At 36.0% G+C, this 21022-nt stretch carries 18 protein-coding genes; 8 read left to right on the forward strand and 10 right to left on the reverse strand.

Annotation, left to right across the window (positions count from 1 at the left end):
• Positions 1-25: 25 nt before the first annotated feature.
• Both WH188_RS00980 and WH188_RS00985 read right to left on the reverse strand, forming a co-directional pair.
• Positions 26-886 (reverse strand): alpha/beta fold hydrolase, encoded by an 861-nt coding sequence (locus WH188_RS00980; protein ID WP_168128098.1) that lies wholly within the window; start codon positions 884-886, stop codon positions 26-28.
• Positions 887-964: 78 nt separating this feature from the next.
• Positions 965-4324 carry a DEAD/DEAH box helicase gene (locus WH188_RS00985; RefSeq protein WP_339423063.1) on the reverse strand — a complete coding sequence of 1120 codons (3360 nt, stop codon included), beginning with the start codon at positions 4322-4324 and terminating at the stop codon, positions 965-967.
• A 251-nt stretch (positions 4325-4575) separates the two neighbouring features.
• Between WH188_RS00985 and WH188_RS00990 the strand changes: the two genes are divergently transcribed.
• The 3 genes from WH188_RS00990 to WH188_RS01000 are packed head-to-tail and all read left to right on the forward strand — an operon-like array spanning position 4576 to position 5820.
• Positions 4576-4923: a DUF6249 domain-containing protein gene (locus tag WH188_RS00990; RefSeq protein WP_168128100.1), complete on the forward strand. Its 348-nt coding sequence runs from the start codon at positions 4576-4578 to the stop codon at positions 4921-4923.
• Entirely contained in the window at positions 4923-5468 is a 546-nt protein-coding gene (locus tag WH188_RS00995; protein WP_132843927.1) for an RNA polymerase sigma factor, read from the forward strand. The genes WH188_RS00990 and WH188_RS00995 overlap by 1 nt, the downstream gene beginning before the upstream one ends.
• A 1-nt stretch (position 5469) precedes the next feature.
• A complete protein-coding gene (locus WH188_RS01000) occupies positions 5470-5820 on the forward strand; it encodes a hypothetical protein (protein ID WP_132771885.1) in 351 nt (116 codons plus the stop codon).
• 41 nt (positions 5821-5861) lie between these two features.
• Here WH188_RS01000 and WH188_RS01005 read toward each other — a convergent pair whose 3' ends face one another.
• The 4 genes from WH188_RS01005 to WH188_RS01020 all read right to left on the reverse strand — a co-directional run bounded on the left by WH188_RS01005 (position 5862) and on the right by WH188_RS01020 (position 10496).
• Positions 5862-6461 (reverse strand): hypothetical protein, encoded by a 600-nt coding sequence (locus WH188_RS01005; protein WP_339423064.1) that lies wholly within the window; start codon positions 6459-6461, stop codon positions 5862-5864.
• A 76-nt stretch (positions 6462-6537) separates the two neighbouring features.
• The gene (locus WH188_RS01010; protein ID WP_132771883.1) at positions 6538-7023 is read right to left on the reverse strand and encodes a GNAT family N-acetyltransferase; all 486 of its coding nucleotides are present in this window, start codon (positions 7021-7023) and stop codon (positions 6538-6540) included.
• The gene (locus WH188_RS01015; RefSeq protein WP_339423065.1) at positions 7024-9102 is read right to left on the reverse strand and encodes a TonB-dependent receptor; all 2079 of its coding nucleotides are present in this window, start codon (positions 9100-9102) and stop codon (positions 7024-7026) included.
• Between the two features lie 65 nt (positions 9103-9167).
• Positions 9168-10496: a BamA/TamA family outer membrane protein gene (locus WH188_RS01020; protein WP_339423066.1), complete on the reverse strand. Its 1329-nt coding sequence runs from the start codon at positions 10494-10496 to the stop codon at positions 9168-9170.
• A gap of 278 nt (positions 10497-10774) precedes the next feature.
• Here WH188_RS01020 and WH188_RS01025 point away from each other — a divergent pair, with 278 nt between their 5' ends.
• Positions 10775-12646 (forward strand): M1 family metallopeptidase, encoded by a 1872-nt coding sequence (locus WH188_RS01025; protein ID WP_339423067.1) that lies wholly within the window; start codon positions 10775-10777, stop codon positions 12644-12646.
• 192 nt (positions 12647-12838) lie between these two features.
• Here WH188_RS01025 and WH188_RS01030 read toward each other — a convergent pair whose 3' ends face one another.
• Positions 12839-13303, reverse strand: coding sequence for a hypothetical protein (locus tag WH188_RS01030; protein ID WP_021190909.1), 465 nt, complete (start codon positions 13301-13303; stop codon positions 12839-12841).
• A complete protein-coding gene (locus WH188_RS01035) occupies positions 13303-13872 on the reverse strand; it encodes a hypothetical protein (RefSeq protein ID WP_206368662.1) in 570 nt (189 codons plus the stop codon). Before WH188_RS01035 ends, WH188_RS01030 begins: the two co-directional genes overlap by 1 nt.
• 172 nt (positions 13873-14044) lie before the next feature.
• Between WH188_RS01035 and WH188_RS01040 the strand changes: the two genes are divergently transcribed.
• Complete coding sequence (locus tag WH188_RS01040; RefSeq protein ID WP_132771878.1) at positions 14045-15736, forward strand: sodium/sugar symporter; 1692 nt, start codon at positions 14045-14047, stop codon at positions 15734-15736.
• A 573-nt stretch (positions 15737-16309) separates the two neighbouring features.
• Positions 16310-16888: a hypothetical protein gene (locus WH188_RS01045; protein WP_339423068.1), complete on the forward strand. Its 579-nt coding sequence runs from the start codon at positions 16310-16312 to the stop codon at positions 16886-16888.
• Between the two features lie 98 nt (positions 16889-16986).
• Here WH188_RS01045 and WH188_RS01050 read toward each other — a convergent pair whose 3' ends face one another.
• Both WH188_RS01050 and WH188_RS01055 read right to left on the reverse strand, forming a co-directional pair.
• Entirely contained in the window at positions 16987-17565 is a 579-nt protein-coding gene (locus WH188_RS01050) for a hypothetical protein (RefSeq protein ID WP_021190911.1), read from the reverse strand.
• 184 nt (positions 17566-17749) lie between these two features.
• Entirely contained in the window at positions 17750-18502 is a 753-nt protein-coding gene (locus WH188_RS01055) for a 3-keto-disaccharide hydrolase (RefSeq protein WP_339423069.1), read from the reverse strand.
• Between the two features lie 432 nt (positions 18503-18934).
• Here WH188_RS01055 and prpB point away from each other — a divergent pair, with 432 nt between their 5' ends.
• The gene (prpB, locus tag WH188_RS01060; RefSeq protein WP_132771876.1) at positions 18935-19831 is read left to right on the forward strand and encodes a methylisocitrate lyase; all 897 of its coding nucleotides are present in this window, start codon (positions 18935-18937) and stop codon (positions 19829-19831) included.
• Positions 19812-20966 carry a bifunctional 2-methylcitrate synthase/citrate synthase gene (prpC, locus tag WH188_RS01065; RefSeq protein WP_183915458.1) on the forward strand — a complete coding sequence of 385 codons (1155 nt, stop codon included), beginning with the start codon at positions 19812-19814 and terminating at the stop codon, positions 20964-20966. Before prpB ends, prpC begins: the two co-directional genes overlap by 20 nt.
• Positions 20967-21022: the final 56 nt, after the last annotated feature.

Here is a 21022-nt window from a genome sequence, read left to right on the forward strand (position 1 = left end):
TGAAGGATTTGAATAAAGATTCTTCTTATTTTAAAGAACTTATTTTTTCAAGAATGTAAGCTAGTGCTTCCTGTGATTTTAATATGCGTTCATGACCGACACCATTCAAGTCTATCGCCTCTGTCGGGGGATGAACTTTAAAAAATGATTGCAGATAGGTATAGGGCGCAATTTTGTCCTGTTGATCATAGAGTACAAGATGCTGCTGGCTATTATCAAAATCGTATAAACTGTTTAAATGAAAGTAAGCGGTTTTCATATTGAATTTTTCTTCAAAATTCAGAAAAAAGTGCTCTTGAACATCTTTTGGTACAGCTACGAAATCCATACTAGCTGCGAAATTTGCTTTTAAATCTATTAGTGGAGTAAGACTGATAATCCAGTTCGGAGTATGTCTAAGTTTTGCTAATGCTGCGATATTAGCCATGGCACCGAGAGAATGACCGATGACTATTGCAGGTAAACCATAGGTATTAATAATAGTTTGAACAGCTTCAATGTATAAAATTAAATTGGATAATTCTCCTTCCGCTCCTCCATTTCCAGGTGCGTCAAATGCGATTATCGTTAAATCTGGATTTTCCAATAGTTTATCAATAAGCATGGAAAAATCTGCGGCTTTTGATCCCCAACCGTGTGTCAACAAAACTAAATCTTTGCCCGATCCCCAACGGTAGAGAGGAAAAGATAATAGGTGACCACTGAAAAATTCATCCTTTACTGCTAATTCATCTTTTGAAGCTAACTGTATTAGTAGCTCTTGATGTTGTCGCAATGGCATTTTAGGGGAATAGCAGATATACGACCAAATATCATCTAAATTAGCCGTTATAGAAATATGTTCTAAAGATTTCAGATATTCAATGCTTTGCTTTAGTTTTTTCATCAGGATAATTATTTAAAAATGTATGTTTTAAGGGCATAGATGAGCTCTTAACATTCGCTTTGTATGTAGCAATTCGATTTATTGAAATAAACTCAGTAGGCGTTCTTTATTCATAAAGTCTGCAATCGGATTATAAGTACTGGAAATGATGTTATCTGCTATTGCTGTTTTATTGGCTTGCAGTTTCATGATTTTATCCTCCACAGTATCTGGGCAGATTAAGCGTATCGCGGTGACATCTTTTGCTTGACCTATTCGAAAGGCGCGGTCGATAGCTTGCGCTTCAACTGCAGGATTCCACCAGGGATCAACCAAATAGACTAAGCTCGCCGCTGTAAGATTTAAGCCCGTTCCACCTGCTTTTAAGCTGATCAATATGACCCTTTGTGTTTCATTTTCCTGAAATTGTGTTACAATATGTTGCCTGTCTCTTGTCTGTCCTGTCAATTTTAGTGCTGTGATATCATGTTTGGCTAAAGCTGTTTCGATTAGATTTAGCATGCTCACAAATTGGGAAAAGATGATGATTTTCTGATATGGACTTTTGTCGAGTACTTGTTCGATAAGCATTTCAATCTTGCAGGCATCTTGTTCTACACTTAGATCATCTGTTTTTAGCAATTTTGTTGAATTGCAGATCTGACGTAATTTGGTCAATCCTTTTAGTACATGCATAGGACTCTTGCGTATTTCATCTCCATCTTTGACCGAGATAAATTCCCGAAATTCCTTTTCGTAAGTATCGTAGATATGTCTTTGAGCAGGCTTCATTTCACAATAAAGTACGATTTCATTTTTTGCAGGCAACTCTTTGGCAACCTCCGTTTTTGTACGTCGCAAAATAAAAGGTTTTACTTTGCGTTGCAATTCTTCCAATCTTTTTTTATTGCTGAATCCGTCAATAGGCGTAGTATAGACATCTTTAAAATATTTTTTCGAACCTAATAATCCGGGATTGGCGAACGACAGTTGCGCAAACAAATCCATGGTGCTGTTCTCGATCGGTGTACCCGTGATCACGATACGATTGCGTGCACTGAGTTTGGTAACGGCTTGATAACGTTGTGATTCGGGGTTTTTAATCTGCTGTGACTCATCTAAGAAAACATAGTTAAAAGCGTACTTTTTTAAGTGATTGATATCGGTCAATAAGTTGTGGTAAGAAATTAATACGAGTTCATATTGTTCAAATCCTAGGGTACTTTTTTGACGATCAGCACCCTGTAAGACAAGTGTCTTAATCGATGGCGCAAATTTCTCCAATTCGTTTTTCCAATTGAATATTAGCGTAGTTGGAAGTACCAGTAAATTGCAATTGTTTTTTACTTTTTTACGTTGATCTAAAATAAAAGCAATGACCTGAATGGTTTTTCCGAGTCCCATATCATCTGCTAAACAACCTCCAAAATTGAATTCATCTAAAAAATTAAGCCAATTCAATCCATCATGTTGGTAATTAAGGAGTTCGCCGATAAAATCTTTTGATAATATTACGGGTTTGACCTGATCGATGTTGCGTATTTTACTTTTAATTTCTTCCAAACGTTCTTTTGCTATTTGGGATAACCATTGTTCCTCAAAGTATTGATCAATGGCTGTATAATTTGTTTCTGCAATCTGTAAGTGGCTGTCATCAATGATTTCGCCTGCTAAAAAGAACTGTTCAAATTTATTCAACCATTCTTCGGGCAATATACCTTGCGTACCATCATCTAGTGTAATGAATTTTGATTTATTACGAATAGCTTTTTGAAGGTTTTTAAGCGAACCTTTACTTTTACCAAACTGCAGATCCACATTTACATTAAACCAATTCTGTCCACTGAGCACATGAATTGCTATTTTACCTTTAAAGGAGTTGAATTTATTTGCTTTTATTTCGTTAAATCCGATGATGGAAATATGATGATTGCGCCAATCTTCAAACACATTTAAGAACCAGTCCAGTTCAAGGAAATGTTTACGATGCAGATAAAAGTGCTGAAAATCTTCATCAAGTTGCTCTTGGAAATAGGGATGTTGCTTAATGATCAAGCTGACGATTTTGAGTTCAGCTTCGAGATCCCGCTTTACTAAAAATTTCTGTCCACTTTTATCAAATCCAAAAATAGATCTCCTGCTTCGAACAGGAACTTCTACATCCGCATAGCGCATGGTCGGAATGAGATTAATATAATCACCAGATTCTTCCAGATAGATAATCGATTCGGTATCGCTATAGAATTGCTGTTCTTTGATTTGTTTACTACTTGCTTTGGGTATATGTAGATAGTTGACTTCTACAATCTCCTCCATTGCTACTAAAAAATCCTTGTTAAAACCTTCGAATTTGGACTGATGTACGATAAGGTGATCTGCTGTGGTGTTGAAAAGTTTGAACAGGGCAAGGATTTGTGCATGTTCTATAAAATAGAAATGTTGCTGTACTTGGATGAAATAATCAAATACCAAAGGAAGCTGCTGTAAAGCGTGATCTTGTCCAGCAATTTGAATTGTGCTTCGAATAGTGAAAAATTTACCTATTTGATCGATGTCAATTCGGATTGTTTTGGGTAGTTCTCTTAATGTGATCTGCGTCAGACTATTTGCCCCGATAGTTTGCGATAAGGATTTATCATGTTGATAGATTTCTAGGCCTAGTGGATTTTTAATCAGCTTTTTAAAGGCGGTGATCTGTTGTTTGTTTTCTTCTATTGTGTTCTGCCCTAAAAAATGAAGTGCGGTAAAAAATTGACTTTCTGTAATATCTTTACTTTTCCAGATCATTTCCTCACATGAAAGTTGCTGTACTGGGTTTTTTAGCGAACCATTTTTAGCGCGGGTTGCACGATAGAGTAACACCTGAGGGTGTTTATAGTATTTATGCTCTTTAAGTACTAGAATGTTGCTTAACTGTTCTAATTCCTTATTGTTGCGTTTTAAATCAGGATTTGTTGCGTTATTAAGAATATCTTGAGATAAATCTAGTAAATTATCCTGTTTTTTGATGGTTTTTACAACACCATCTATGCATTGAATTTCGAAATAATCCTCGAGTTGCTGTTCATCTTCTATCCCATATTTAACTGCTATTTTAGTTAGATAATTCTGATAAGCATGATCGGAGAAAAATAAATATACCTGATCATTTTTAAAGATTTCATTCAGAACTAGCTTTTGATGGCTACAGAATTCTTCGCTTTCAGAGCAATTGCACAGTAATGAGAGTACGGGAGTGTCATAAACGACAATGATATCGTAGGAAATACCTAGGGAGAGGATAGAGAAATGGCCTTCATTTTTCTTTAGTGTCAATATGCGGATTGGAGCGTTGCTATCGGATAAGTTTGACATCCAAGAATAAAAGCTGTATCGATTTTCATTGTTAAAATGAATATCTGAGAATCGAAACTGGTGAAAATCATCTGAACCCTGTGGCAAAACGTCTTTTGTATACATGCTACTCAAACTTAGATAAATTTGTTTTATTTACAATTTTAATTCCGTCATATAAAACCAATTTTATTCTTCAATATTTATGGTGAGAGTCTTTAAAACTGTTATATCAGTATGAATATAAGCGCAACGATGTAAATTCGTTTTCCAGAAATATTTTTTGTTAAAAGACTAAAAAAGCATTTTTTAAAATTTATAGTGCTAAGTTGTAACATTTGATGATCGGTCTGCATCTAATGAGAAAAATATAAATTATGGAAAAGGAAACAATGGGTGCGATTATGTTCGTATCATTTTTTAGTACAATTTTCTTCACGCTTTATTACTATTTTCAAGCAAGAAATAAAGAGCGTATGGCCTTGATCGAAGCAGGGCTGGACTTATCTCAATTTTATAAAAAGCAAGTTCGAATTTCACAATGGTTACGTTTAGGTATATTTGCAGTGGGAATTGGCATCGGGCTTTTGATAGTTGGTTTAATTTCGCAATATCAGACCGAAAATATTGTCGGTGTACTTAAAGTTTCGATTATTGTACTTTGTGGCGGTATTGCCATGATTGTTGCGAATTATGTAGATAAACCTAAGCAGGATAGGGATTGATGGATCAACAGTATATTGATAAAGTTTTAGCGGGAGATCGCGATTCCTTTCGATATTTTTTACAAAAATATCAGGATATGGTCTTTTCTGTTGCAATGAGTATTGTGAAAAACGAATCGCTTGCAGAAGAAGTCGCGCAGGATGCTTTTGTCAAATGTTACCATAAACTCGACACGTTTAATCAGCACTCCAAATTTAGCAGTTGGTTATATCGAATTGTCGTCAATACAGCCTTTATGCAATTGCGAAAAATTAAGATTGAAGTCTTAGATTTTCAGTCAGATTATGATAAAGAGGTGATCGATGAAAGTGACCTGACTTTATTGGAGGAAGAAGAACGGAGTCAGATGATCAATGAAGCACTTTGTCTATTACCGGCAAATGAAAGTTTGGCTTTACGGTTATTTTATCTGGAGGAAGAAAGTATCAAAGAGGTTTCGATAATAACGGGCTGGACTGATGCAAATACAAGAGTGATCTTGCACCGGGGCCGTAAACGAATGTACGCCATATTGAAGGAATTAATGAATAAAGCAAATGTGTAGCATGGAAAATAATGATGAATTAATGAAGACATTAATGCAGAGCAGTAAACTTAAAATGCCTTTTTCTGATTTTGAAAGTCGTGTAATGCAAACAATCGAACAGGATGAAAAAAAAGCGGTTGCTGTTTTAGAGGATCGTAAGAGAGGAATTTATTTTTTCTTAGCAGGAATGATATTTGGGCTTGGACTGAACTATCTACTCAGCAAGTCATGGAAAGACCTCCAATTCAATTTACCGCAGCAGGAAAATGCCTTGTTAGTTTCTCAGATCATCTATGCGATATTGATCCTGTTTTTTATAGAAAGGCTTGTTAAGCTATATCACTTGAACCGTCAGATTAAAGGTTTATAAAATAGAAAAGGAGAATACATCTTGTATTCTCCTTTTCTATTTTATCCTCTTTCGCGCTCTAGTAAGATCATCATCATAAAACAAAGAATAAGTCTTGTTTCATCCTTTGGGTTGATATCCGCGAGTTTGTCCAATGTAAATTTTCGGCCGAAAAAAGAAGGTTTTTTCTTGAGCTGTAATATTTTATTTCCTTCTTTATCATACATGGTGTATGAGGGGTTGAATACATATCCGGTGAGAATATTGAGTATCGGTATTTCTCCTAAAAAGCTGTCGCCAACTTTTACCCAGCCATTGTCTTCTTTGATGGTATAATCTTCAAGACCATCTATGTCTAAAGCATTGTAATTAGCTTTCCATATCGATCTCATTCCTTTTCGGCCTACTTTACCAATCATTTCAGTAGTTCTGGTATCTGTAAAAGTATAATTTGCATTGAAATCTAACCAACGGTCTGCTTTTATACCATACTGCTGTTCTGATCTACTTTCGTCTGAAAAGATCATAATTTCATCTTTAAGCTTGAACAGTTTTTGACGAACATAAAAGAGTGTACGATCCTCACTATCCTTAATGGTGAAGTCATTATGAAAAGTCGAAATTTTAAATAGAAAGTTTAATGGATAATTGAAATTGCTCATGGTATCTAAATGCTCTTTTTGTAAAGCTATTATTTTTAAAGGTATGTATAATTATTTATATTGTGTTGCAGGTAGTTTAATCTGTATTCGTATTTAAACGGTATGCAAAGACAAGCATGTGCTTCATCTGCAGTCCGTTCTCTATAATAGGGTCAGCATAATTTTCCATAAAGAAGTTATGACGGATGTGATTCATTTCAAAACCATTGCGCATATAGAATCGATGCTGTTGAAAGCCTACATCCGCAGTACCAACCCAGATATGCAGTAAATTTTCTTCCTGTGCATGGGATTTTAAGAAAGACAGCATGTCGCTGCCCAGACCTTGCGCTTGGTACTGTGCTGTGATCGCAATATTTTTTAGTTCAACCGTATCTGAATTTATTTGTTTTACTGCCATGACTCCAACAATCTCGTTAGTTATTCGATGTACTAATGTAAAGATGGTACAGGTCGAAATATACTTGTCGATAGCTTCTTTCGTCTCATCTGCCAATAACAGTAAATCGTAAGGTATAGCTTCATCAGTTGAATGTTTTCTGATGATATAGTCCCGTTTCATTTAATAACTTAGTTTTAGTCCAGCGAAAAAATTTCGTGTTGGTGCGGCATTGTAATATCTATTCCCAAATGCATTAATGTCATTTCCTAAACTGTATTTTTCATTCAGTAGGTTATCCACTCCGAGGTATACATTTGCCATGAATTTAGTTGAAAATTTGAATCCCCATTGGATCTTTGCCTGAACCAGATGATAGGAATCTGCAAATGCTGTATTTGCATCATTTAGCGGAATTTTTGACGTATAATTATGTTGCACATGGAGACCAAGTTGATGGGCAAAATCTAGGTTTAAAGCATGAACAATAATCCAGTCCGGTACTGCAGTAAGTTTATTATCATCATAATTGTTATTCCCTATCTCATAATCTTTAAATCGGTAATGATTGTAGGTCACGCTCGAATTGATGTACAGCGCCTGCACCAACTTTTCTGAAGAAGGCTTTATAATGTACCCCATAATGGAACTCTCAATTCCACTTTGGTTTACCTTTCCAGCATTTTGGTAATATTCTACCGCATTTGCATTTAACTGGCGAATAATGGCATTATTCATTTTGTACTGATAGTAGGATATATCGGTAATAAAACGACGGTTCATCCATTCCCATCGTAATCCGATCTCTTTGTTGTAACCAGATTCAGGTTTCAGAGCTGTGTTGATGATATTGTCCGATGATCGGACTTCAGCAATTGTAGGAGCTGAGAATCCAGAGGAAATGGAACCTCGGATGGCTAGTTTTGGTGTAAGCAGATAGGATGCCGCAAACTTCGGCATCCACGTTGTTCCAAAAGAGATTCGTTCTTTTTGTTGCGAGGTTTGAGGATATACTTGTCTATAAGCAATTTGATTCTGGTTCAACCCAAGAGCACCCTCCACGGTCAATTTTTCTGCAAGAATAATTTTACCTCTTACAAAATAGAAATTCTGCCAATTTTCCAATTTATCTTCTGCTTGAGGATCGGTGGAAACTCCGTTTTTATTATCATAATTAGCAATATCATACCAACCTTTTTGACCTTCTGTACCAATTTGCAATTGCCAATTCAATTGATCCTGCGATTCGTAAGAAAAATAGCTTCGGTACCCTAAGTTTTGTTCATCTCGATATTCATAATTACTGATAAATGGATTTTCTATTTTTGATGATGAGCCAAAAATAGTGGTCGTATTGGATAGTTTATTACTTATGTTGATTTTATGGGATATTCCTCCGAAAAAGGTTTTATTATCAATCGCCGCTTTTTGTTGTTTAGCCGATGGTGTGGCTGGAGTAGCGGGACGTGCCATACGTGGGTTTTCCTGATATTGTTCTAGCGTAAGTCCTCCTGGTGTTTGATAATTCAAATCACTATAAATGGCAAAGACTTTAAGACTTGCTTGTGGATGATAGTTCCATAGGTGTGCTGTTTGAATAGTTTTTTTATTTAAAGCCGAATTTTCTCGATAACCATCGGATCTTGTAAAACTTTGATCAAGGGAAAATTGATATTTTTGGTTGATCTGCTGTAGTATCGAAAGTTGTTGTTGTGCGAATCCAAAAGATCCACCAGCAAGGTTAAGTGAGGTTTTCGATAACGGACTATGTTGAAAGCCATTAGGTTTAATCATGAGTACACCTCCCGAGTTCGGTCCGAAAATAGATCCATCAGGACCTTTTAGAACTTCAATTTGCGAAATGGAAGCCGGATCAATAAGATTGAGGTAAGTATTCCCACCTGCGTCTGTTATTGGAAATTCATCGACATATATTTTCACATTACGGATACCAAAAGGAGAACGGATTAAACTACCACGAAGGGCCAAACGGTAGCTTCCTGGTGAGCGTTCTTCCATCCGTAAGCCCGGAACGGTATTCAAGCTCGGTAATAAAGTAGCTCCATTTTGACTAAGAATTGCTTTCTGCCCGACTATAGAAACAGATCCTGGTGTTGTTAATAGGGGCTGTTCTGTAAAATAGCCAGACACTTTTGCTGTTTCTAATTGATAGGATGTAATGGTATCTTTACTAACCTCCTGTGCATATAGAGAAGGTGAAAATAGTATTAATGCGTAGAAAGCAGATTTAAAAACAGACATATGATATTGGGGCTCAAAAACAATTTGCCCCTAAAATAATGAAAAACTTCAATTAAGCCTGCTTTTTAAAAGGTTTCATTTAATCCAAGGAATAGACCTCTTTGATGATACCCACCAAAAGCATAATCAATACATAAATTAGTGCGTGTGGCTTTATTAAACAGAATACGTAATCCTGCTCCTCCAGCAGCTCTCCAAGATTGAAATAATTTGCTGTCCATATCGTTATTGGTCGATTGGATATTAAAAAAGGTTGCTCCACTGATAAATTTATTACGAAGTATCGGGAACCGGTATTCTGCCTCATTATAGAAGTAAGATAAGCCTTTGAAAAACCCAAGCGTATAACCGCGCCCTGACCGTGCATAACTATCTTTGGCAGTTCCTGGTAGATCAAGATAAGGTAGTCTTCCTGCTATACGGTAAGATCCATAATTCCATAATGCAAGTACATGTTCAGGGTTTTCCTCAGAAAGACTAATGTATTTTCTAAAATCTGTGGTAAGCTGAATTGCATTCTTACTACTGCCCATCCACTCCTGGTTCATACGAATTCCAATATCCGAATAAATTCCTTTATACGCACGATTGGGATTATCACGTGTCATATACTGAACATTAAACAGGAGACCATTTGAATTGAATTTTTCAGGATCAAAACCATAACGTTTACTATAGACGTAATTTGGATTGTCATTGTTTTCGGTCGATGCTTTGATATTTCTGCGAATGTCAAATGCAAAACCAGCACCCAGAAAAAGATTATCTGAAACCCGTTTATAGAGCTTTTCATTGATGCTAAAGGATGTATACTTGTAGACAAACATGTTTTTGTCTGGGTTAGCAAGAATATCATCATCATTTTGTCCAGAAAAAGTTTTAGTCATTCCTAAGCCGGCATCTGGATTGACCATTTTAACAATAGCCCATCCTCCCTGGATATTCCATTTATTCTCTCTGGTATAGATGTTATGGCTTACGTAAAAAACCATAATACCTTTTGTTGTTACTGAAGCTGTTGATGCTGCTGTAGACATTGTGGTATTCGATTTATCTCCCAGTACAATTCCTGCAACTCCCTTTATTCCGATTTGAGCTCCAATAGTGGGATTTAAGGCCACACCAGGCATCAGGGTAATTCCAGAACGTTTTTTATTTGGGTTTCGCTCTCTTTTTGGATGAAGAATGTTACGAAATAAATCGGATATATCATATTGATAAGAAGCGTTAGAATCAATTTTATGCTGCATATAGGTGGATTTTGATTCTAATCTAGAAGAGTCCGATACAATAGTGACCTGAGCAAGAACTGGGGTGATAGGTGTTGCGAACAAAAGTAATAAGGAAACTAAAGTTATGTTAACAGCTTTAAAATGAGGTAAATATCTTTTCATGTATCAAGTTTATATTGCAACATATGAGTATAAAATTTAACGTTTTAGTCATATAGATAGTATGCAAACTTAGATAAATTTGTTTGTATTTTTTTTATTTGGCACTCATGATTCTTATACAATTATCGATATCTCTTTGGTCTCAAGAATTATTTTATTGAGGAAATACGGTTAAAAGTAAGACTTGCGATATTTTTTAGCCAGTAATTTTTAATATACGACACATCTCCTTGTTGTACGACGTTTAGGAACTGCTTATCTTTAGCAAAAAAAAGTACATGAAAATAAAGATTCTCTTCAGTCTGGTTTACATTGTCGTCTGTAACATATTCCTGCACGCTCAGGAATTATATACTCCTCGTCATATTAAGCAGGCTTATAAAAATGAAACGCGAAGTTTAACCGGTGCACCAGGTGCAAAATATTGGCAAAACAGAGCGCAATATCACATACAGGTAACGGTAAACCCAGAAACAAAAATTGTTTCTGGAAAAGAACGTATTCAATATGAGAACAATAGTCTTAATGCATTAAAAGATCTTGTTATTCATTTTGCTAATAATGTACATAAACCTACAGCCGCAAGAGCTGCGGACGTCAGTACAGATTTTCTCACTTCGGGACTGAAGTTGAAGTCGTTTAAAGTAGATAATAAAGTGTATGTTATCGATAGTAAGGACTGGACTACCGCCAATCGCATTAAGTTGAATAAACCTGTTGATCCCAAATCTTCTGTCACAGTCGAAATGGAATGGGAATATCCATTGTCATTATCCAGTGACCGTGAGGGGCAGATTGATCCTGGTACCTATTTCTGTGCGTATGCATACCCGCGTATAGCAGTTTATGATGATTATAATGGATGGGATGTCTTGGAACATAACGGACGTCAGGAATTTTATAATGATTTCAATGATTATAAAGTTGAAATCCGCGTTCCAAAAAATTATGTAGTATGGGCTACAGGAAGTTTTCTAAATCCAGAAGAGGTACTGCAAACTGAAACATTAGACCGTTTTAAAAAATCTTTGATTTCGGACCAAGTGATTACGGTTGCAAATTTAAAAGAAATGGAGACACAAAAGGTGACAAAACAGCATGACTGGAACATCTGGAAGTTTGAAGCAGATCATATCGTTGATTTTTGTTTTGCTTTGAGTGATCATTATGTGTGGGATGCTTCTAGTGTTCAATTGAAAAGTAAAAGAGTAAGTGTTCAGGCGGCTTATCTGAATGGGACTAAGGATTTCGAGCAATATGTAGGTTGGGAGCGTTACTGTATTGACTGGTTCTCTAAAAATTGGCCAGGAGTAGAATATCCATTTCCAACGATGACTGCAATTCAAGGATTTGCGGATATGGAATACCCGATGATGGTCAATGATAGCAGTGTGCCGGATAACTTGATGGATGCTAGACAAACTGTAGACCATGAAATTGCCCATACTTATTTTCCTTTTTATATGGGAACTAATGAAACCCGTTATGCTTTTATGGATGAAGGTTGGGCTACAGCTTTGGAATTGCTTATTGGAATGGATGAAAATGGAGAGGAAGCTGCTAAGCAATTGTTTAAAGAATTTCGGGTAAAAGGATGGATTCAGGATCCTGCTACTGAACAAGATCAGCCATTGATTTCTTTGTCATCACAATTGAGCGGTAAGGGTTATGGTAATAATGCCTATATCAAATCGGCATTATCTTATTTGGCACTGAGAGATTATCTAGGGGACGAAGCATTCAGAAAAGCTTTACATCATTATATGGATAATTGGAACGGGAAGCATCCGACTCCTTGGGATTATTTTTATTCCTTCAATACAGGATCTGGAAAAAATCTCAATTGGTTCTGGAATAACTGGTATTTTAGTAATCATTATATCGATCTGAAGGTGTCTAAGGTCAGTCAAAAAAATAAAACCATTAGTTTAGAGATTGAAAATAATGGTGGATTTGCAATTCCATTTGATGTGATATTGACTTATGTGGACGGTGAAAAAGAAAAAATTCATTTTACACCACAAGTTTGGGAGAGTAATCAGGCTGTTACTACATTAAAACTGAAAACTAAAGAAAAGGTGAAAGAAGTTGAGCTTGATAATGATATATTTATGGATTATACCAGTGAGGATAATCGAGTAACACTTTAATGTTACTGTTTTGTAATCTCTGAGAAGATTTTGCATCTTACGGTTTGGGGCTGTTATTTCTCTTAAAAGCGGGAATAATAGTACTCAAACCATTTTTTTGTGCTCTTATTTTCGATAAGGTTCTGAGATTTTTAGGGAAGAGAGCTGCTGCCTTTTATTGAAAAAGTAGATTTTTAAGGTATTGGTACACGACTAGGTATTTTTTTGCGATTTTCTTCTGGTGTTCTTAAATATCATACGGCGTAACTGAAAGAAACCCAGTGTCATTTTATGATTTGACCGAAGATAAGGTATGCTCATAATTACCAGTAATGATATGCACGCTGAAGTACCTAATGCACCGCCAAAACCATCAAAAAATTTACTGGTGTTGATATAGATCAGGCTGTATACAAGACCGGAAAGTGAAACTCCGATAAATGTAGACAATTGATTGCTCGAAACCATACCAACAAAAGAAGACCCAATAAAAATCAGCGGAATATGATTGACTAATTCTTTTGGAATATGAGAAGGAAAAAAGTGGACAAATCCAGCAACAATGCTGGTCAATAGGGATGAGGATAGTACACCTCCAAGTTTCAGCTTATTGTTAAAATAATAAGTGAGTAAACTCCCGAAAATTCCTGTAAATATGAGAATCGCTGTAAATATCATTATCTAGAAAATAAAAATAGAATCAAGTAGGTAATGGTAACTCCGGCAAAAGCCAATGTTCCAAGTTTTCCGCCAATTCCGTTCAACAAACTTTTTGATATGATCAGCAGAATAGCCGTACAGATACTGGCTGCGAGAATGAAATAAATATCATGAGCTACTTTGGTATTGGACATACCTACGAATGCACCGCAATAAATAGCAGGAGGTAGATGGGGCAGATAACTTGACTTTTTGTTTAGGTACGGAATTAAGGCGCCGGTGAGCCCTACTAAACTTGCTGAAAATACCGAACCTAATCCAAATGCGTGATTTAAAAAATAACAACTTATCGCACCAATTGGAACCCATACGGCAATATAAACTTTTTCAAACGCTAATTTATTATGATGAACTGGCGACTTAAAAAAGGAGAAAAGTAATAAGAATGAAATTAGAATGATGAAGAATGATAGGGCAATAGTTGAGTTATTTTCCTTAAAGATTGCTAATAAAAATAATAATTGTATTACGAAAAGTAATAATAAAGAGGTATAACGAATAACTCTATTTGATGAGATTTTTGACATTATTGTGCAAAATTACAAAGAAAATTGGGAAAAAAACATAAAAATTGAACTATTTTGAGATGAGTGAAATTGATTATATAAGTTTTGTGTCGGTTTTTTTATGTGATTCTGCAATAAATATTTCTATATTTAGCCTCACATTTTTATATCAAAATCTAATTAATCTTAACTAATGAATACTATTTTAAGTACGAAGGATTATATTGTATTTTTTGTATACTTTATAATTGTTGCTTCATATGGTTTGTGGATCTACTACAAAAAGAAGTCAGCGTCAGAAGGAGCAAAGGACTATTTCTTGGCTGAAGGATCATTGACATGGTGGGCTATTGGTGCCTCCTTGATCGCTTCAAATATTTCTGCCGAACAATTCATTGGAATGAGCGGTTCGGGCTTTAAAATGGGACTTGCAATCGCAGCATATGAATGGATGGCCTCCATAACCCTGATTGTTGTAGCCATATTCTTTATGCCGGTCTATCTTAAGAATAAGATTTTTACCATGCCTCAGTTTTTAAACCAACGCTATAATAGTACTGTAGCGATGATCATGGCTGTATTTTGGTTAATGCTTTATATCGTGGTCAACTTAATGTCGATCTTATATCTTGGAGCTGTCGCTATCAGTGGTATTTCTGGTTTAGATTTGACTTTATGTATTATGTTATTGGCTGTTTTTGCTATCATCATCACATTAGGTGGTATGAAAGTTATTGGGTATACAGACGTTATTCAGGTATTTTTCTTAGTATTAGGAGGTTTGGTAGCTACCTACTTAGCACTTAATATCATTTCAGATGGTAATGGTGTTTTAGCTGGTTTTACCACTTTGCATAATGATGCTCCTGAACATTTCCATATGATATTCAAAACCGACAACCCTAATTATATGGACTTACCTGGTATCAGTGTTCTGATCGGAGGTATGTGGATAGCCAATTTAAGCTACTGGGGATGTAATCAGTATATTACACAGCGTGCGTTGGGAGCTTCTTTGCCAACAGCAAGAAATGGTCTATTGTTTGCTGCATTTTTAAAACTCTTAATGCCAGTGATTGTTGTGATCCCAGGAATTGCTGTTTACTATATTGTAAATAAAAATTTAGGTGCTATTGATGCATCAAGCTTATTGACCTCAACTGGAGCACAGGATCCAAATAAAGCATATCCAGCGCTCTTAACTCTTTTGCCTGCAGGCTTAAAAGGTCTTTCTTTTGCCGCATTGACTGCTGCAATCGTCGCTTCTTTAGCGGGGAAAGCAAACAGTATTGCGACCATTTTTACGTTAGATATTTACCAAAAAGCAATTAATAAAACTGCTTCTGAAAAGAATTTGGTTAATGTTGGAAAAATAGCTGTTATTGTTTCTATGATTTTAGGAACAGGATTGGCACTTATTTTAGGTGAATCGCTAATGGGAGAAGGAAAACAGGGATTCCAATACATTCAAGAGTATACAGGATTCGTTTCTCCGGGTATTTTTGCGATGTTTATTCTCGGGTTCTTTTGGAAAAAAACAACATCAAATGCAGCGATGTTCGCAACGATTGGAGGCTTTATTTTATCTGTACTATTCAAAAAGTTGCCAGATATGATGGACCTTTCTTTCTTATCAAGCACCGGATTCTCTGTGCTGAATCCAACAACAGGTATTTATGAAATTCCATTTATAGACAGGATGAGTTTTGTATTTATCATCTGTGTGATCTTCATGGTAATCATTAGTTTGATTGATAACAAACGTGGTATTGTCCCTAAAGGATTAGAAATTGATGCAAAAATGTTTAAATCTCACAATGGTTTTGTTATTGGATCATTATTAGTACTCATGATTGTGGTTGCCCTATATTCAATTTATTGGTAAGAACTACGTGTGCACTATAATACAAGAAAAGGCACCCAATAGGGTGCCTTTTCTTGTATGCATTATTTTTATCTTTATTTCTACGAGGGAGAATTCTTAATATTCATGGGATTGAAGCCATGTAGACATTTGATTTGATCGCATTTTTTTACATGCACTATTTATATAAAATGCATGCTATATTAAAATTTGTTAGATAATGATATTTTAAAAAAAATTATAAGTCTAGTCGTCAACTTTCACAACATGTTGTCAACTTCATGTTGTCTGTTTTTCATATTTGTAACGGCTTATGTAAAGATGGTGAACGGCTAGTATCTTATGATTTTTCCGACCTACTTGTCTGGCAAGTGGCACTGATAGAGAAATCTTCATGACTAATTTATTCTTGATACAATAAATTTAAGTGAGTTTTTTGTGTTCTATGATAGATGCATGTTCTTGTTTATTTGTGAATGTAGTAGGTCGGTTTTTTATTTTCAATTTTTTATAGGGAAGTCAATTGATTTGGGAACATACTTAGTATAGCTAAAGCTTTTAATTACACGAAAAACTTATAAACATATAATAAGAATGAAAACATTAAGGCAAGATCGTTTTAAAACTCGTGTCATGAAGGAGTTTCAAACTCATAATCGGGAACAACCTTTAAAAAGCATTTTAAAAGTAAAACCTCCGGAACAATACTATGCACAGTTTACATCTCCTTTAAATGGACTTGATTCTTACAGTGCTGTTGTGCGCGATGAAAAAGCCGATATACTTCGAATCTCATTAGTCAATATGGCGATTTATGAATTTTACTTGTTTGCGTTTGGTTTATCGGCAAATTTTCCTGTCTCACGTATTTTTATCTATGATGATAATCGGTGTCAGTATTTACATACTCAGGATTGTGGAGACTCCGCATTATGGAGGGAGAAGTATTTGTATTGCTATGAAATTACTTTACCTGCGGCAACTGAAAGAGAGGAGTATCAGCAACGTATTTTAAATGATTTGGACAGTATGTTTCAGCTGGAGGTGAAAATCGAAAAAGAGCATGTTGTATCTGATATTTATTATAATGAAAGATTGGGTTGTCCAGTAGCAACAAGCTGGCATGAACAGACTGTGATGACAATAAAACCTAAGAACGTATTATGTTCATGATTTTTTAATGAAGTCTGTTTTATGATGAATAAATGACGTTAATAAAAAAAGCACATAGATGAATATGTGCTTTTTTTATACGATGCAAAAATCTGTTTTTATCTCTGACCAGGTAAATAGATTTGGAATCCAAGTCCTACTCCTAAGCCAGAAGACTTCTCACCTAAGTTAACGTTCGATTTGGTATAGTTATAACCGACAGTAGCCTCAAGTGCAACTGTTCTTGTAATAAAGTGTGCATAACCAAGATTTGCTCCTAAAGCTAAGGAAGCACCTTTTCCAACTGAACTACCTGCGATACCAATATCACCTTGTCCGAAGAAACGTCCTGACGAAGATGAACCTTCTGGGAAATAATATCTGACAAAAGGTGCAATACCATAATTCCATTCGTTATCATGATCTTTTACAGCAATAAATCCTAAGTTAGCTTGAGCTCCGATCGCGATACCATCAGAAACAAAATAACCAGCTCGAGGTTGTACGTTGATATTAAATGCTTTTCCTTCAAAACTATAACCAAGATTTGCTAAGGAACCACCAACCATCCAGTTACCTTTTTTTATTGGGGCAGTTCCAACATCTGCTGAACTTTGTGGAACAGTTTCGATCTTTTGTGCATTTGCGCCGAAAGCTATTCCCCCCATAATTGTAAGTAGTAATGCTAATTTCTTCATGATTCGTAAGTTTTCTATATAATTAACGATTGTTGTTTATTATATAACAGTAAACGAAATCAAAAGTTTTCTTTTTTTTGCTTGTAACTTACAATTAAGATCCGAAATTAATTATTTTTAATTTTTAGCTGTTAAATTTTCTGTTTTAAACTGCTCTTAAAAGAGCAGCAACGAAGTTAAGTGGTTATTGTATTATTGTTTTTACGATTTGAGAAATGTGGGTAACACTTGGAGGAAGTTCAATTAATTGAAAATTTCTAAAATGTATTTCCGAACCTTCAGATTCAAGACATAGGTACCCTTTCTTAATAGTCGAATTGCGAATACCATTGACAAATTTTCCGTTCACAGCTAATTTAATTGTACCGTCCACGCAGACGATCGTATATTTATTCCATTCTCCTTTTCCTTTAGCCCGATTCTCTATCGCTTTACTTCTTGTACCGCGTGGATTATCTGGTATTGTTTCCACACCGCCCACACCAAATAATTCGCCATGAACGTAAGCGATTGGCGGAACAACACCGTCTTTGGTATTCTGTTTTACCCAATCCAATTCCAGCATCTGCACTTCAACTCCTCCAGGAAGTCTTCCTATGGAATCGGGCTCTGCATCCGACCATACAAAGATACCCGAGTTACCTCCTGCATAGATATGCTTCCATTCGACATGGATAATAAAGTTTTCATATAGTTTTTCAGAACGCATGACACCAATAGGAAGTCCTGTACATATGAGTGATTTTCCATTTAAACGCCAAGTATCTTTGGCTGTGTTTACATTTAACCAGTTGATTGAATTTTTAGTGGGCTTTGTTGATAAAAGTAGATCCTCAAGTTGTACTTCTTCGCCAAAAGATAAGGTTATTTTTTGAGCGTAGTTATGCTGACATAAAGTGAGCAAAAGAAAAAATAAACCGATAGTTTTAAGGTTCATATTGATGTAGTGAAACGGTTTAAAAAAGGTTAAATAGGGATTATGCTTAAAATATTGCGTTCAAGCAAACTTAAATAAATTTGTAGTAATAAGCAATATAATTATCGCTAATTCTATTGCTCATCATCTGACCCAGTGGATATGCATATTGTCTCAGTATTTAGCCTTTTTAATTATTTTATCAAGTGTTTTTTTACAATAAAACTTTTGATAATCAATATTTTGAAGGATGTTGTTGAGAGTGTGTACTTTTAACATTTACATGAAAAATGATCTTTAAAGATGGTGATCACGACCATTATTTTTCTTATCTTTAGCAATAAGGGAACTTTTTTCAGTACGATAATAAAGGAGAAAATTTCTTGGACATTAAACAATAAAAAGTTTAATGCATCTGCTCGGCTATCGGGCTCATTTATAATATCCAATTATATGATAAAAACTCCAGGGCTTCTTTTCAGAGAAGCAATGCAACAGGAAAAACCATTACAGGTGGTTGGAACTATCAACGCGAACCATGCTCTGCTAGCTCAGCAAGCAGGTTTTCAGGCCATTTATTTATCGGGAGGAGGAGTTGCCGCGGGTTCTTTGGGAATTCCTGATCTTGGGATTACCACGCTGGAAGATGTACTGGTTGATGTGCAGCGTATTACGAACGTTTGTCCAGTCCCTTTATTGGTCGATATCGATACCGGATTTGGACCCTCGGCATTTAATATAGCACGTACGATTCAGTCTTTGATCAAGGCTGGTGCCGCAGCTGTTCACATGGAGGACCAGGTGGGAGCAAAACGTTGTGGACATCGACCAGGAAAAGAATTGGTATCTAAGACAGAGATGGTGGACCGTATTAAAGCAGCTGTGGATGCACGTACGGATAATACATTTGTAGTCGGCGCCCGTACAGATGCTTTAGCATCCGAAGGTTTAGAGGCGGCTTTAGATCGAGCTATCGCTTATAAAGAGGCTGGAGCTGATTTTATTTTTGCAGAGGCTGTTCATGAACTGGACCAATATAGACGATTTCGTGATGCAACCCAATTGCCTGTTTTAGCAAATATTACAGAGTTTGGTCAAACGCCAATGTTTACTCGAGATGAATTACATCAAGTAGGAGTTTCAATAATTTTATATCCGCTCTCTGCTTTTCGAGCAGCTAATAAAGCGGCTGAAAATGTATATCAGCATATTCGAAAAGATGGTACGCAAGCTGGCGTTCTGGTAGGTATGCAAACCCGTGAAGAACTTTATCGTAGCATTAATTATTATGCATATGAAAATAAACTAGATCAATTGTTCAATACTAAGCATGATGACAGAAACAAATGAAATGGGTTTTAAACCCAAGAAAAGCGTCGCATTATCTGGTGTTGCCGCAGGCAATACAGCATTAAGCACCGTCGGAAAAAGTGGTAATGACTTACATTATCGAGGTTATGATATTTTGGAACTTGCAGATCAGGCTAGTTTTGAAGAAGTAGCCTATTTATTGATCTATGGAAATTTACCGACTAAATCGCAATTAACCACTTATCAGGCACAATTAATAAGTCAACGTGGATTACCGATCGCGATACAGAAAGTTTTAAAACAATTGCCGACAACTGCTCATGCAATGGATGTTCTTCGAACTTATGTTTCAGTATTTGGGAGTATTCAACCTGAAAAGGAAAGTCATCCAAGTGCTGGTGCGCGCGATATTGCCAACCGTTTAATGGCCTCTATGGCTTCTGCTTTATTGTATTGGTATCATTTTAGCCAACATGGCCGAGAAATTGATGTCGAAACTACCGATGGAACTTTGGGTGCGCATTTTTTACACTTGTTGCATGGCACGCCGCCATCTGCATCTTGGATAAGAGCCATGCAGGTGTCTCTTAATCTGTATGCTGAACATGAGTTTAACGCATCTACTTTTGCCGCCCGTGTTATTGCAGGTACTGGATCGGATCTTTATTCTTGTATTGCAGGAGCTATTGGTGCCCTGCGGGGACCAAAACATGGTGGTGCTAATGAAGTAGCCTTTGAAATACAGAGTCGTTATGCCAATGCTGATGAAGCGGAGGCTGATATTCGTAAGCGGTTAGCGAATAAAGAGGTTATTATTGGATTTGGTCATCCTGTTTATACCATTTCAGATCCGCGTAACCAGGTTATTAAGCGTATTGCTAGGGAGCTATCGGAGGAAGCGGGCGATATGACACTATATTCCATTGCCGAGCGTTTGGAATCTGTGATGTGGGAAGAAAAGAAAATGTTTCCCAATTTAGACTGGTATTCGGCCGTTTCATATCATGTAATGGGTATCCCGACAGAAATGTTTACCCCTTTATTTGTACTGTCACGGATAACAGGATGGTCGGCACATGTATTTGAACAGCGTCAGGACGGGAAGATCATTCGACCTAGTGCTCACTATATCGGACCAGAAAATAGACCTTATATTCCTATTTCTGAAAGGTAATGTGAGAAAATATACAAATGAACACAACAATTGAAATTTAATATTTACGAATAGTT

It is taken from the genome of Sphingobacterium sp. MYb388, assembly GCF_037479535.1.
GTDB lineage: Bacteria > Bacteroidota > Bacteroidia > Sphingobacteriales > Sphingobacteriaceae > Sphingobacterium > Sphingobacterium anhuiense.